The sequence below is a fragment of the Sphingobacterium corticibacterium genome, assembly GCF_004208525.1.
Lineage (GTDB): Bacteria > Bacteroidota > Bacteroidia > Sphingobacteriales > Sphingobacteriaceae > Sphingobacterium > Sphingobacterium corticibacterium.
This window is the reverse complement of the sequence record NZ_SGIT01000005.1, coordinates 194,733-209,251: the sequence shown is the minus strand read 5'-3', so window position 1 is coordinate 209,251 and position 14,519 is coordinate 194,733. Positions and strand designations below refer to the sequence as shown.

The following is a 14,519-nucleotide window of genomic DNA, read 5'->3' as shown; positions in this document are numbered from 1 at the left end:
AAATTTATGATTGAGATTCAAAATATATACAAGTCATTTGGTGACAACGAGGTATTGAAAGGAATCGATGCCATTTTTGAACCCGGCAAAGTGAACTTGATTATCGGGGGATCGGGTTCCGGTAAGAGTACCTTACTGAAGTGTATTGTTGGTCTCCACGAGCCCGACCAGGGGAAAGTATTTTTTGATCAGCAAGAGTTTACCGGAATGGATTTTGAAGAACGCATTCCTATCCGAAAGAATCTAGGAATGTTGTTTCAAAACTCCGCTTTGTTCGACTCTATGACGGTCGAACAGAATATTATTTTTGCATTGAGCATGTTTACGGATATGAGCCAAGCGGAAAAAACAGAACGTGCTAATTTCTGTCTAGACCGTGTAAATCTGAAAAACGTTAATAAATTATATCCATCCGAACTTTCAGGAGGGATGAAAAAAAGGGTCGGTATTGCACGAGCTATTAGCATGAGTCCTAAATATTTATTTTGTGATGAGCCGAATTCTGGTCTCGATCCTGCCACCTCGATATTGATTGATGAGTTAATCCAAGAGTTAACGGAGGAATATCAATGTACGACGTTAGTAGTAACACATGACATGAACTCGGTGATGGGCATAGGCGATTATATTTTGTTTTTATATAACGGCCAAAAATTCTGGGAAGGATCCAATGAGGAAATGTTGCGTTCGGATGTGCAGGAATTGAATGATTTTGTCTTTGCCAGTCCGCTCATGAAGGCTGCGAGAGATTCCATAAAATAGTGCAACATCTCCAAGCGAATGTCTATCTTTGTGGCGTCTAATATTTGACATCAAAATATCTAAAATTGACTTCTACAACAAATATACAACTTCTTACACCACACCACTGGGAGGATTATGAACTTATCGATTGCGGTGATTTTGAAAAGCTGGAGCGTTTCGGTGATGTGCTCTTGATCCGTCCGGAACCACAAGCGGTGTGGCCGAAAACTTTATCGGAAGCCGAATGGACGAAAAGACATCATATCCGGTTTAAAGGACGTTCTGCGACGTCCGGAGATTGGCTAAAGAAGAGCCCCAGCATCCGGGATCGTTGGCATATCGAATACAAAAATAACGATGTAGCGATTAAATTTCGGTTAGGGTTGACATCATTCAAGCACGTGGGCATATTTCCGGAGCAAGCTGTGAACTGGGACTATATTTCCGAATCTGTCAAGTCGTTTAGTGCACCTCATCCTAAAGTACTTAATTTATTCGCTTACACCGGTGGGGCCTCGTTGATCGCAAAAGCTGCAGGGGCAGACACGACCCATGTTGATTCTATTAAACAGGTTGTTACCTGGGCGAACGAAAACCAAGAACTATCAGGCCTAGATAATATCCGTTGGGTAGTAGAGGATGCGCTTAAATTTGTAAAACGAGAATTAAAGCGTGGCAATAAATACCACGGTATTATATTGGATCCTCCCGCATACGGCCATGGACCCAAAGGCGAAAAATGGAAACTCGAAGATCATATTATGGAGATGATGCGTGATGTCGTACAACTCCTCGATCCAAAAGAACATTTTCTCATTTTGAATACCTATTCTTTGGGTTTTTCTTCCGTCATCGTGGAGAACCTAATACGAACGGCTTTCCCACAAGTGGAAAACCTAGAGATCGGAGAACTTTATTTACAAGCAACTGCAGGTTCCAAACTCCCGTTAGGCGTTTTTGGAAAATTTAGAAAGATAACATAGCGGGCTTTTCTTATCCCTGACCTTTCAATTCCTCCTCGTAATTACTTAGCATCGATAAAAAACTTCGTGTTTCTTTAAACCCAAACTTCTCCATTTCATTGGTTATTGTGCGGTAATAAGCTACTCCCCGTAGCAGTTGATCTTTGAATTTCTGGATAACTTTCAGCTTTTTTACATCGTCGAAGCTGTTTTTTGCCATATTTTTGAGATATTCTACATAAAGGTGCAATTCGTTTAGAAAAATAGACGGTCTTTCTTTCAAAGCTAAAGGACGACGGCCATATATATGGTCTACCATTTCTTTTAGTGTGTAGGTGTCTTCAAAGTATGCCGTATTTGGACCAGGACAGATAGAAACTGCCGTGCTCTCTTTTGGCTTCTGTATGTTATATTTTAAATAGGCAGACGCGGCAAGTCCCTCACATAAGCAGGTTTTCGCTGTAATTTTATCAAACTGCGACTGAAATTCAGCATCGGGAAGCGTGCGACTTTTTAATTCGTTAATTTTAGCATGTTGATAAACACGGGAAGCCGTACATATAGGTTCTTCTGAAAACTCGGTGTTGGATACCAAATATTTTTTTGTACAAGGACTTCCCGGAACACCTTTAGCTATACGTTCCATTCGTCTTTGTTCCGCTGTACTTCCCTTAAAATTATTGAAAGGAACACCGAGTGGAGAAGAGTCACTTAGATAGAAATCCGATTTATCCGCCCGTATTAATTGCGTTAATGTATCGTCATCCACTGTCGTCGCTTCGGGAACTAATAAAAACGGAGATCCCCACCCTGCGCTATCAAAACCATAATAAGTTAAAAGAAATACCTGTTCTTCAGCCGTTCCTATTCCTCCCTGTACAGCAAATTTAATGGGGAGCGTATGGACATTCGATGTGCCCTTTTCAAGTAGAGCTGCTCTGTATATACTGGAAAGCTCTTGAACAAGCTCTTCTTTCTTTTGTTTAAACTCTTCCAGAATAGGACCGAGTAAATAACCCTCTGTTGCAAACGCGTGTCCACCACAATTTAAGCCAGACTCTATACGGAACTCAGAAACCCACAATCCTTTTTTAGCAAGATATTTCGCTTGAATATAGGCAGATCGATAGTCGGATACTTTCAATATAATTTTCTTTTCCAATACCCCATATCGGTTTGGGAAGAAGGGCGGCAATTCGGTAAGGTAATTGTATAAACGGGGATTCATACCGGCTGACAACACAACGGAAGACCGTAAGTTAGATTGCGCGAAACCTCGTAATGCTGCCAAAGCATCCGAATATTTTTCGTCTAACTTATTTCCCTTTGCATCCACGTTGAGTTTATCGACTTTTGCCATAATATTGACATCGATTTCTCCCGGCACCACCATTGTTTTTAATTCTTCTTGTAGAGCCGTTTTTTGAGCTACCCCCTCCGTTTCTAACATTGTTTTGTAACGTCGCTTGCTGAAGTCACTATCCGGCAATAGTTCAAAATATTTTGTTAAGTCAGAATCTGGTGAGAATTCCTCGTTCTTGATATGGAAAATCTGCATATCAATAATTTGTTGTACTAAATTGAGATAAGCCGTAATTCGCTTGGCACGATAATCTTTCTCGGTTTTCTTTATGGAAACGTAATAAAGCTGGTTTTCTTGTGCATGGAACGCTCGCATACGCTCGATAAGCTCATCGTCTACAATAGACATAACCGAAGAGATACCAAATTTTGCAACTTTTAATGGAGAGTCAATGGAGAAAGCTAACCCTAATACAGGGATGTGGAATGCGTGTTTCATATATAATGTGTGTCATTACAAAATACAGTAATTTCACGCAGGTATAAAATAACGCATACGCCTTTAAAAAATGATTCAAATCATTTTTCTATAGGATCTCTACTCAAAAACAATCGTCTTGTTGCCCTGCAACATTACCCGGTCTTCCGTTAACAAATGGATGGCATGGCTTAATACCGCCTTTTCGATTTCCTTTCCTGCGGTAACCAAATTGGGAACATCATAGCTATGGTTGATTGATTTGGTACGTTGCACAATAATAGGGCCTTCATCCAAGTCGTTGGTGACGTAATGTGCTGTTGCACCGATAATTTTTACCCCTCGTTTGTAAGCCTGTCGATAGGGGTTTGCACCAATAAAAGCGGGAAGGAAAGAATGGTGGATATTAATAAGCTTATTCTCAAATTTTGCGACGAAAGCTGGTGAGAGAATCCGCATAAACTTTGCTAATACAATATAATCTGGTTGGTATGGCATAATGGTGTCTGCCAGTTCCTGTTCAAATTCTTCCTTGCTTTTGTTCTCATGCGATACACAGTGATAAGGAATATCGAATTTTTCGGTGAATTCTTGCAGCGTGTCGTAATTCCCAACGACTGCTTTTATAGAAGCATTCAGTGTCTTGAAGAAATGACGGACCAGGATGTCCGCAAGACAATGATGTTCTTTCGTGACTAATATAACGAGTTTCTTTTCGCGAGCAGGATTGATGGACACTTGTGCCCGGGCAGGTAGGTTCTCTTCCAAATCCTGTTGCAATAGTGCCGTAGCCGCTGGTACGCCACTGCACACTACACGGACGAAGAATTTGTGATTTTCTTCATCTACAAATTCCCGCATGGTTACGATGTTCAAATGATGTTTGGCGATGATATGAGCGACACTGGCAACCAGGCCCACCGCATCTTGGCACTGGATCAGTATTAAGGTTTGATTGTTCATTATTTAGTTGTAGTAAATACCATTGCCTTTTTAGGAGGCAACGGCAGCAGCTTTAGCAAGTTCTTCTTCTAGATCGATTTCAATGCGTAGGTTTTCCACAATATGTTTTTGCCTATCGGGTGTATTTTTGCCCATATAATATTCCAACAATTGCGGAAGTTTGTTGTCCTTTGAAAGAATCACGGGGTCCAAACGTATGTCTTTGCCAATGAAAAGTCCGAATTCGGATGGGGAAATCTCACCTAAACCCTTGAACCGGGTTATCTCCGGTTTACCACCTAATTTGGAAATAGCACGTTGACGTTCCTCATCCGAATAGCAATAGATGGTTTCCTTTTTATTTCGTACACGGAATAGTGGCGTTTGCAAAATAGATACATGTCCAGCTTTGACCAAATCCGGAAAAAATTGCAAAAAGAAAGTGAGTAACAGCAAACGGATGTGCATACCATCCACGTCCGCATCTGTCGCGATAACGATATTGTTATAACGCAGTCCGTCCAGTCCGTCTTCAATATTCAAGGCATGTTGCAATAAATTAAACTCCTCATTCTCATAGACGATTTTCTTCGACATGCCATAAGAGTTCAAGGGTTTCCCTTTCAGACTGAATACCGCTTGGGTTTGTACATCACGCGATTTGGTAATGGAGCCACTTGCCGAATCCCCCTCTGTGATAAACAAAGTTGTTTCTAGGTTGCGTTCGTTTTTATCGTTAAAGTGAATCTTGCAGTCACGTAGTTTTCGATTGTGCAAAGACGCTTTCTTGGCGCGTTCATTAGCAAGCTTCTTAATACCTGCAATATCTTTTCGCTCACGTTCTGATTGCAAGATACGTTTGAGCAGGGCGTCAGCCGTCGTCGAATTTTTGTGCAGGTAATCGTCTAGTGCCTTTTTGACAAAATCGTTGATAAACGTACGGACCGTCGGACCTTCAGGACCGATGCTTTGTGATCCAAGTTTTGTTTTTGTTTGCGACTCAAATACCGGTTCTTGTACTTTGATCGCAATTGCTCCAATAATAGACGACCGGATATCGGAAGCATCAAATTCCTTTTTATAAAATTCCCGAACGGTTTTTACAACGGCTTCGCGGAATGCTGCTTGGTGCGTGCCACCTTGCGTCGTGTGTTGGCCATTTACAAACGAATAGTATTCCTCACCATATTGCTGACCGTGGGTCAACGCTATTTCAATATCCTCACCTCTTAAATGAATAATAGGATAGCGCATGGATTCGGCGTCAATATTGCGTTCGAGCAAGTCTTTGAGCCCATGTTCAGAAACAAACTTTTGTCCGTTGAAATTGATTGTCAGTCCGGCATTAAGAAACACGTAGTTCCATATCATGTTTTCGACAAACTCCATACGGAACTTGTAGTTCCGGAAAATCGTTTCATCGGGATAAAAGCTTGTTGCGGTACCATTGCGTTGTGTGGTTTCTTTTTGCTCGTCAGTCACTAATTCGCCGCGTTGAAACTGTGCGATACGCGTCACCCCTTGACGATACGACTGTACGGTAAACTGATCAGAAAGCGCATTTACCGCTTTCGTTCCCACACCGTTTAGGCCTACAGATTTTTGGAATGCTTTGCTGTCATATTTACCACCGGTATTGATTTTAGAAACCACATCCACTACGGATCCAATAGGAATTCCACGACCATAATCACGCACCGCTACTTTATTATCGTGGACGGTGATGTCAATCGTTTTGCCGGCTCCCATCACGAATTCATCTATGGAGTTGTCAACAATCTCCTTTAACAATACGTAGATTCCATCGTCATAAGCAGAACCATCTCCCAATTTCCCGATATACATACCCGGACGCAGACGGATGTGTTCTTTCCAATCTAAGGAACGTATACTGTCTTCGTTATATGTTGTCATACGGTTTGTTCAAGTTTTCTTTGCTAACAAAAATAGGAAAAAGATTAGATAATTTCGGCAAGCTCTTTGCCTAAACCTATTGTAGAAAAAGCTATGAAAGGAAAAGTCGTTGTAAATAGGTTTTTGACAAATATCTTTTCGGGAAGAAAAGCGATTGCCATCGTTATTTTCCCTTTTATCTTTTTGTTGGACAAACGTTATAAAGAAGATAGATATTTATTAAACCACGAAAATATACATATCAAGCAGGCAGCAGAGATGTTGGTTGTTCCTTTCTATATATGGTATGCTGTCGAATTTTTCATACGCTATCTACAATATAGAAAATTTCGGGAGGCTTATTTTAATATCTCTTTCGAGCGGGAAGCCTACCGAAATGAACAAAATTTACAATATTTAAAGAGCCGTAAGTTATGGGCTTTTAGAAAATATCTTCAATTATAGCTTATTTTACCAATCGCAAATAATTGGCCACTTTATGTTTAAGATTCCGGCGATCTACAATAAAATCTAGGAAGCCGTGCTCCAAAACAAATTCAGATGTCTGAAATCCTTTCGGTAAATCCTTTTTGATCGTTTCTTTAATAACACGTGGGCCGGCAAACCCAATCAATGCACCTGGCTCAGCAATATTAATGTCTCCTAACATCGCGTAGGAAGCCGTTACACCACCTGTCGTTGGATCGGTTAACAAACATATATACGGTATTTTAGCCTGTGCTAACAGCGCTAATTTTGCAGACGTCTTTGCCATCTGCATCAAGGAGAAAGCAGCTTCCATCATACGTGCTCCACCCGATTTGGAAATCAACATGAAGGGGGTTTTATGTGCTATACAATAGTCGATGGAACGTGCAATTTTTTCACCAACTACGGATCCCATGGAGCCTCCGATAAACGTGAAATCCATGCAGGCAATCACAATATCTTGATCTTCCATTTTACCGTGTGCACAGCGAATAGCATCTTTTAATCCGGTTTTTGCCTGGCTGTCGGCCAAACGAACAGGATAAGGTTTTGTGTCAGAAAACTGAAGCGGATCACCGGATGTTAAGTTTTCAAATAACTCCGTGTAGTTGTTGTTATCGAAGAGTATCGAGAAATAGGCAGCAGAACCGATCCGGATATGGTAATCACAATATTGACAAACGTATTGATTTTCAATTTGTTCGCTGTTAAGTAGCGGCTTTTTGCAATTAGGACACTTATTCCACATGCCGTCAGGCGCTTCCTTTTTATTTTCAGTTGCAGTACTGATCCCTGCCTTGTTTCTTTTAAACCAACTCATAAGTTCACGATAATTCGGACTACAAATAAACGAAACCCTCCTGATTTATGCAAACCCATGCGAGAATGAATACATCTGATAGCTTCATCACCTTTCAAGAACAAGTTATTAGCTAAAAAAATAGTATAAAAAAGACGGAAGGAGCGATGCAGGTTACGAAAGTAGTGGAGGACTGTGGGGTTTATAAAATAAAAATAGGCAAGCTACTCCTATCGCACCGCTCAACCTAATACCCTTGCTTTGTTCCCAACCTGGGGGAGTCAAAGGGAGCTGGTCGTAGGAGACTTGCCTGCGACAAAAATAGTAAAAAAATAGTTCTTTGAAAAACTTTTTATACGACTTTGCTTAGAGGATTGATTGTCAGTTACAAATAATCACGTTTAAAAGTATGCACGTTTGTTTGGCATACGTTTTTACAAGATCTTGTAAATTTTCCCAGGTAAAGAGAGGAGTATACCGTTCATCTCCATTTCTAAGAGTATCATTGCCAATTTACTCGTAGGCCAATCCAGGTGAGAGGCAATTTCATCAACCTGCGCGTGTTCCCTTTCTCGTAAAAAATTGTACACCCGTTGCTCATCCTTGCTCAAGTTGTTTGTTAATAACGGAAGTTGTAACCCTTCTTTTTTTTGCGCTGGACGTTCCCACCCCATGAGGTATATCAGATCGTCCGCATGGCGGATAAGATGTGCCCGATGCGTTTTAATCAAATAATTACAGCCGGCGGAGTATTCCTGATCTATCCCCCCTGGAAAAGCGCATACGTCTCTGTTATAGCTGTTGGCTATTTCAGCTGTAATCAGTGCACCGCCTTTCTTTGCCGCTTCCACTACAATGGTGACGTCGGCTAGCCCGGCAATAATGCGGTTTCTTGCCGGAAAGTTGTTGCGATCGGGAACGGTGTTCGAGGGGTATTCCGTAAGCAAACCGCCATTCTCCAACATACGGGAAGCAACATCCCGATGTGCGGCGGGGTATATCCTATCCAGTCCATGGCCCAAGACACCAATAGTGGGGATCTTATGTCGAAGGGCTAGCCGATGTGCTTGTACATCAATTCCATACGCCAGGCCACTTACAATCTGTATGTCATATTCCCGTAGTGTTGAAATCAGCTCTTCACAAAGACGTTTTCCATATGCTGTTGCATTCCTAGTACCCACAATGCTGATACAACGATCAGGATTTTTAGCTGCTGCTCCTTTATAATAAAGTAAAAGTGGGGCATCTTCGCATTGTCTTAAACGACGCGGATAATTTATGTCTTCAATCCAAAGTGTTTCGATGCGGTGCTTCTCGACAAAAGCCATTTCTTGTTCCGCTTCATACAGATAGTTTTTCGAGAGAATAGATTCCACGGTTGCTTTCCCGATATTTGGAATGGATAGCAGCTGCTTTTTACTCGCGTCAAAAATATCATCGACTGAACCGCAGTAAGCTAATAAGGTACGCGCCGTCTTGGAGCCTACACCTTTAATCTTTGTAAGTGCAATTTGTTTGAGCATGGCCATAATTCAGAGATCTAAAGTTAAGAAATTTGTATAAAAATCCTAACTTTGATTGAAAATAAAGCGTAATGGAATTACAAGGAGCCCAAGAACCATTTGATATAGCAATCGGTGAGATCGTATATGCCGTTTTCCCTGAAGAAAAAGATGTTTACCTTGTTTTCAAAGAAGGTAAAGAATATGTTAAGATTGTAAAAGATACGGATACCTCTTGGCTAAAGCTGAACCCCGAAACGGAATTACCTATGTTTGGCATGGACGAGGAAGTGAATCTTATCGGGAAAAAGATAGACGAAGAATTAGGCCAGTAATGAAGTAAACCTACTACATCGGCACATATACCACGTATTTTGTGTCAAAGAAATCCTCTTTAAAATAGGAGGATAGTGGATGTAGCTCTGCTTTGAGCCGTGATTCTTTGATTTCATCCCGAAGATCGCCCCCTTTTAAATAAATAATGCCGTTTGGAATACCATTTCGATCTTGTTTTTCAAATTTATTTCGAATCCAGGAAGCAAATTCGCCTAAACGCGTTACTGCGCGCGATATTACAAAATCATATTTATAATCCAACTGCTCTGCACGGATATGGTCGGCCTCTACATTTTCTAAACCGAGAGCCAGTGCCACTTCACGCACCACTTTAATTTTTTTTCCAATAGAATCGACTAAATGAAATTGTGTTTCCGGAAAAAGGATCGCTAAAGGTATACCGGGAAAACCACCCCCAGTTCCAACGTCCAATATCCTGGTGCCGGGTGTGAACTCCGGCATAAATTTGGCGACACCGAGTGAATGTAGTACATGTTTCAAATAAAGGCTATCAATATCTTTTCTGGAAATGACATTAATTTGGTCATTCCAGAATGGGTACACCTCCCCCAATTGCGCAAATTGTTGTTTTTGTTTTTCCGTTAACGTTGGAAAATATTTGTAGATAATATCGACTGTAGGGTTCATGCTATTCATCACCATGATGTTTGTTTTTTTCGACGGTTAAACAGACCGTTGATGCAAATATAAAAATAATACAAAACGTCCAGTATTGGAAGCCAAATAAACAGATCCCGGATAGCCAGTTTTGCATAAATACGGTTAAAAATTAAGAGTTGGCTAAGCAAGCGTATACTATATATTCCTAGCGGAATGTACCATAAACTGGGGTAGAGTACGAAGCATACGAACAGCATCAGATAAAACAATAAAGCAGATAACAATTGTGTAGCAAGCATGCGTTTATGTTTGCGCTTATACAATGTAGAAGCACCGGAATGCCGTGCTTTCTGTTTATAATAACTTTTCCAAGTTGTTTTAGGAACAGAGCATATATGTGCGTCTGGGTGTATAGCGATATTGACGTTTGTGTTCGTTGCATTGTGGTTTACAAACAAGTCGTCATCGCCGGATTTGATATGCATGTGTTTATTAAAGCCTTTGCCCTTATAAAAAAGGGATTTCGTATAAGCCAAGTTGCGACCGACACCCATATAAGCATTTCCCTTTAAAGCATAGGCTAAATAGCTCATCGCCGTGTGGGTTGTTTCAAATCGGATTAATTTATTCAGAAACCCATTTTGTTTGAAATAAGGCGAGTACCCCAGAACAATTTCTTTTTCCGGGGAGAAGGCGCCTGCCATTTCCGCCAACCAGAAAGCACCCGCAGGTTGGCAGTCGGCATCTGTGAAAACAAGATGTTCATATTTCGCCGCCTTGATACCCATGGTGAGCGCAAATTTTTTGGTGTGTTTTAAACGAATATGTTCTTTGATTTCTACGATCTTTAACCGTTCAGGATATCTGGATGAAAACTCTTTCAGTATCCATTTACTCTCATCGTCCGAACAATCATCGACCAATACTACTTCGAATAGCGGGTAATCCTGCTCTAATATCTGGGGAAGGAACGATTTTAAGTTTTCCTCCTCATTGTGTGCACATATAATAACACTTACTGGAGGCTGCAGCGGAGTTTCCCGGAAAGATTTTATCGGATAAAAGGTTAATTTTCCGTAAACAAAATAGATATAGTAGAGTTGGATAAGCAGCAAAATACCCAGCACGCCTAACGGTACATATGGAAGATAAGATAAGGGTTGTTCCAATAGTGTCATATGAAACAGCAAAGATACAGTGTCTGCTTTGATAAACGGGCGTAAAAGTTAAGTTTTATTAAGATTTTGGCACACACTCGTTTCCTCACGATTTTTATTCTATTTTTGCATTGATTTTATTCAAAAGGATAAGAGGGATATTAGATATATGAAATTTACGCTTCAGGCACAGGACAAGGATTCTAAGGCGCGTGCCGGCGTTCTGGAGACTGCACACGGAGACATTCAAACGCCAATTTTTATGCCTGTTGGTACAGCAGGAACAGTCAAGGCTGTCCATCAGCACGAATTAGTACAGGATATCCAAGCGCAGATTATTCTAGGCAATACGTACCACTTGTACTTACGTCCGGGTTTGGATGTTCTTCATAAAGCAGGTGGTCTGCATAAATTTAATCATTGGGACGGCCCCATATTGACGGATTCCGGCGGATATCAAGTGTATTCATTGACAGAAGTACGTAAGATCAGAGAAGAAGGGGTAACTTTCCGTTCACATATCGATGGATCGAAGCACCTTTTTACACCGGAAAATGTGATGGATACGCAACGCATCATCGGAGCTGATATTATCATGGCTTTTGACGAATGCACACCTTATCCCTGTGAATACAGCTATGCTCGGAAATCGTTGGACATGACCCATCGTTGGTTAAAACGCTGTGTAGATCGGTTCGACAGTACCGAGTCGTTGTATGGATATGAACAAACGCTCTTTCCAATCGTTCAGGGGTCGGTCTATAAAGACTTACGGGAGAAATCGGCAGAAGTGATAGCGTCCTTCAATCGAGATGGTAACGCTATCGGTGGGCTTTCCGTCGGCGAACCAGCAGAGGAGATGTACGCTATGACAGAAGTCGTGACCAACATATTACCACAGGATAAACCCCGTTACCTTATGGGAGTTGGCACGCCGATTAATATTCTCGAAAATATTGCGCTGGGTATCGATATGTTCGATTGCGTCATGCCGACACGGAATGCGCGCAACGGCATGTTGTTCACGCAGAATGGTATTATCAATATTAAGAATGAAAAATGGAAGGCCGACTTTTCGCCTATTGAAGCCGAAAGCGATTTGCTGGTCGATCAAATACATACCAAAGCTTATCTTCGTCATTTAATTAGATCACAAGAGATTTTAGGCGCTCAGATTGCATCACTGCATAACCTTCACTTTTACTTATGGCTGGTAAAACAAGCTAGGGAGAAAATTGTCGAGGGTATGTTTTATGACTGGAAAGAGAAGATGGTAAAGGTTTTAGGACAAAGGTTGTAGAAAATGAACATCATTGATCGCTATATCATTAAAAAATACCTGAGCACCTTTGTGTTCACGGTTGGTATTTTTATTGTCGTGATTGTTGTTTTTGATGTTTCAGAAAAATTGGATGACTTCCTTAAATATAAAGCGCCGATGTCTAAGGTATTCCTGGAATATTATGCGCTGGGCAGTATACCTTTTTTTCTGAATATGTTGACGCCCCTGATCAATTTCATAGCGGTTATTTTCTTTACCTCCAAGATGGCTGATCAGACGGAAGTTGTGCCTATTTTGAGTGGTGGAATGAGCTTTAACCGTTTTCTGCGGCCTTATATGATCGCGGCGAGTGTTATCTTTTTATTTACGTTGGTATCGAATATTTGGATTATTCCTTATACCAATAAGATTAAGGTGAACTTCGAAAATGTTTATGTAAAGCCACATAAGATCAGCACTTCTACGATGTCGACGCACATGCAGATCGATTCCAATACCTACGTGTACATCGACAATTTTGATACGAAACGAAATATAGGTTATAATTTTTCATTGGAGAAATTTGATGGCGACCAATTGACGGAGAAGCTGATGGCACAAAGTATCACCTGGGATTCCGTCGCTACAAAATGGAAAATCAAAGATTATACGGTGCGAACGATTGATGGCCTACGCGAAACGATGGATAAAGGTGCAGATCGGGATACGACATTGGATATGTTGCCGAGGGACTTCGAAACTTACGACAACGTCTTTACCGCCATGGATACCAAAGAATTGAACCAACGGATTGCAAAAGAGGAAACTCGTGGAACAGGTATGATGACCGATTTGCTGTTGGAAAAATATAAACGCTATATCGGGCCTTTTTCAGCTTATATCTTAACATTAATGGGCGTGTCGTTGTCTTCTAAGAAAGTTCGTGGAGGTATTGGTTTGAGCCTGGGGATTGGTATAGCATTGAGTTTTACATTCCTCGTCCTGGTTCAGTTCTCGACGATGTTCTCCTTAAAAGGAGGCCTGCCGCCGTTAATTGCAATTCTGATTCCGAATGTGCTATTTTTAGTACTGGCGTTCTGGCTAAAATATAAAGCACCGAAATAGTGAAGAATAAAAATGTCCTGATCCTGCATTTCACGGTGTTGATTTGGGGATTTACGGGGGTATTAGGAGGCTTATTATCCATATCTGCCATCCATTTAGTCTGGTACCGCGTGCTGATTGCAGCTCTTTCCCTTTTTATTTATTTTATCTTTACAGGCAAATCCATACACGTCGATAAAGAAAAGCTCATACAGTTTTTTATGGTGGGCGGGGTTGTCGGCGTTCACTGGGTGTTGTTTTTCCATTCCATCAAGATTTCCACGGTATCTGTAACGTTGGTAACATTGTCTTCGCTGACACTTTTTACCTCTATTTTAGAACCTATTATCAATAAAACGAAGATATCCAAGGCCGATGTGGGCATAGGTCTGATTATCATATTAGGTATCTATCTCATTTTTAAATTTGAGTTTCAATATGTATGGGGTATTGTATTTGGACTAGGCGCAGCTTTGTGTGCCAGTATCTTTTCTATTCTCAATGCCCGGATGGTGAAAATGACGAGTCCTACCGTGATTACGTTTTATGAAATGTTAGGTGCTTTTTTCTGGGTATCCGTCATCATGCTGCTTAGGGGAGATTTCAACGCAGAAATGTGGTTGAAGGATGCCGATTGGGCTTATATATTGTTGTTAGGGGTGGTCTGTACGGCGATAGCTTACGTACTTGGTGTTGCAGTGATGAAGGAATTAAGTGCTTTTACGGTTGCATTGACGACGAATATGGAACCTATATATGGTATTCTTCTGGCTATGCTCATTTTTGGACAGCAGGAAACGATGAGCTTAGGCTTTTATATGGGAGCTGTTATTATTTTAGGAGCGGTATTCCTATATCCTTATGTGAAAGTGAAAATAGAAAATAGGGAAAGAAAGTTGATTAACCGGAAGCTGCATTGATAAAAA

14 protein-coding genes and 1 other RNA gene are annotated in these 14,519 nt (G+C 41.0%); 7 read left to right on the top strand and 8 right to left on the bottom strand.

What is annotated here, in order from left to right; genetic code table 11:
• Positions 1–6 precede the first annotated feature (6 nt).
• Positions 7–762 (top strand): ABC transporter ATP-binding protein, encoded by a 756-nt coding sequence (locus tag EWE74_RS19395; protein WP_130143314.1) that lies wholly within the window; start codon positions 7–9, stop codon positions 760–762.
• 65 nt (positions 763–827) lie between these two features.
• On the top strand, positions 828–1,727 hold the full coding sequence (locus EWE74_RS19390; protein WP_130143313.1) for a class I SAM-dependent methyltransferase: 900 nt from the start codon (positions 828–830) through the stop codon (positions 1,725–1,727).
• A 10-nt stretch (positions 1,728–1,737) separates the two neighbouring features.
• Here the strand turns inward: EWE74_RS19390 and EWE74_RS19385 are convergent, their stop codons facing one another.
• The 3 genes from EWE74_RS19385 to EWE74_RS19375 all read right to left on the bottom strand — a co-directional run bounded on the left by EWE74_RS19385 (position 1,738) and on the right by EWE74_RS19375 (position 6,342).
• A complete protein-coding gene (locus tag EWE74_RS19385; RefSeq protein WP_130143312.1) occupies positions 1,738–3,507 on the bottom strand; it encodes a hypothetical protein in 1,770 nt (589 codons plus the stop codon).
• 99 nt (positions 3,508–3,606) lie between these two features.
• Positions 3,607–4,449: a formyltetrahydrofolate deformylase gene (gene purU / locus EWE74_RS19380; RefSeq protein WP_130143311.1), complete on the bottom strand. Its 843-nt coding sequence runs from the start codon at positions 4,447–4,449 to the stop codon at positions 3,607–3,609.
• Between the two features lie 30 nt (positions 4,450–4,479).
• The gene (locus EWE74_RS19375; protein ID WP_130143310.1) at positions 4,480–6,342 is read right to left on the bottom strand and encodes a DNA topoisomerase IV subunit B; all 1,863 of its coding nucleotides are present in this window, start codon (positions 6,340–6,342) and stop codon (positions 4,480–4,482) included.
• Between the two features lie 93 nt (positions 6,343–6,435).
• On the opposite strand from EWE74_RS19375, the gene EWE74_RS19370 reads away from it, so the two are divergent.
• On the top strand, positions 6,436–6,786 hold the full coding sequence (locus tag EWE74_RS19370; protein WP_206365305.1) for a hypothetical protein: 351 nt from the start codon (positions 6,436–6,438) through the stop codon (positions 6,784–6,786).
• A gap of 1 nt (position 6,787) precedes the next feature.
• Here EWE74_RS19370 and accD read toward each other — a convergent pair whose 3' ends face one another.
• From accD to dprA, 3 genes are all read right to left on the bottom strand, one after another.
• A complete protein-coding gene (gene accD / locus EWE74_RS19365; RefSeq protein WP_130143309.1) occupies positions 6,788–7,630 on the bottom strand; it encodes an acetyl-CoA carboxylase, carboxyltransferase subunit beta in 843 nt (280 codons plus the stop codon).
• 193 nt (positions 7,631–7,823) lie between these two features.
• Positions 7,824–7,921, bottom strand: an RNA gene (gene ffs / locus EWE74_RS19360) — signal recognition particle sRNA small type.
• Between the two features lie 122 nt (positions 7,922–8,043).
• Positions 8,044–9,141 carry a DNA-processing protein DprA gene (gene dprA, locus EWE74_RS19355; RefSeq protein ID WP_130143308.1) on the bottom strand — a complete coding sequence of 366 codons (1,098 nt, stop codon included), beginning with the start codon at positions 9,139–9,141 and terminating at the stop codon, positions 8,044–8,046.
• A gap of 65 nt (positions 9,142–9,206) precedes the next feature.
• Here dprA and EWE74_RS19350 point away from each other — a divergent pair, with 65 nt between their 5' ends.
• On the top strand, positions 9,207–9,449 hold the full coding sequence (locus EWE74_RS19350) for a hypothetical protein (RefSeq protein WP_130143307.1): 243 nt from the start codon (positions 9,207–9,209) through the stop codon (positions 9,447–9,449).
• Between the two features lie 13 nt (positions 9,450–9,462).
• Here the strand turns inward: EWE74_RS19350 and rsmG are convergent, their stop codons facing one another.
• Both rsmG and EWE74_RS19340 read right to left on the bottom strand, forming a co-directional pair.
• Positions 9,463–10,098: a 16S rRNA (guanine(527)-N(7))-methyltransferase RsmG gene (gene rsmG, locus EWE74_RS19345; protein ID WP_130143354.1), complete on the bottom strand. Its 636-nt coding sequence runs from the start codon at positions 10,096–10,098 to the stop codon at positions 9,463–9,465.
• 8 nt (positions 10,099–10,106) lie between these two features.
• Positions 10,107–11,249, bottom strand: a complete 1,143-nt coding sequence (locus EWE74_RS19340; RefSeq protein ID WP_130143306.1) for a glycosyltransferase — start codon at positions 11,247–11,249, stop codon at positions 10,107–10,109.
• A 148-nt stretch (positions 11,250–11,397) separates the two neighbouring features.
• Between EWE74_RS19340 and tgt the strand changes: the two genes are divergently transcribed.
• The 3 genes from tgt to EWE74_RS19325 are packed head-to-tail and all read left to right on the top strand — an operon-like array spanning position 11,398 to position 14,513.
• On the top strand, positions 11,398–12,528 hold the full coding sequence (gene tgt / locus EWE74_RS19335; protein ID WP_130143305.1) for a tRNA guanosine(34) transglycosylase Tgt: 1,131 nt from the start codon (positions 11,398–11,400) through the stop codon (positions 12,526–12,528).
• 3 nt (positions 12,529–12,531) lie between these two features.
• The gene (locus EWE74_RS19330) at positions 12,532–13,614 is read left to right on the top strand and encodes an LptF/LptG family permease (RefSeq protein WP_130143304.1); all 1,083 of its coding nucleotides are present in this window, start codon (positions 12,532–12,534) and stop codon (positions 13,612–13,614) included.
• Positions 13,614–14,513 (top strand): DMT family transporter, encoded by a 900-nt coding sequence (locus EWE74_RS19325; protein WP_317125973.1) that lies wholly within the window; start codon positions 13,614–13,616, stop codon positions 14,511–14,513. Before EWE74_RS19330 ends, EWE74_RS19325 begins: the two co-directional genes overlap by 1 nt.
• The last annotated feature ends 6 nt before the right edge of the window (positions 14,514–14,519 follow it).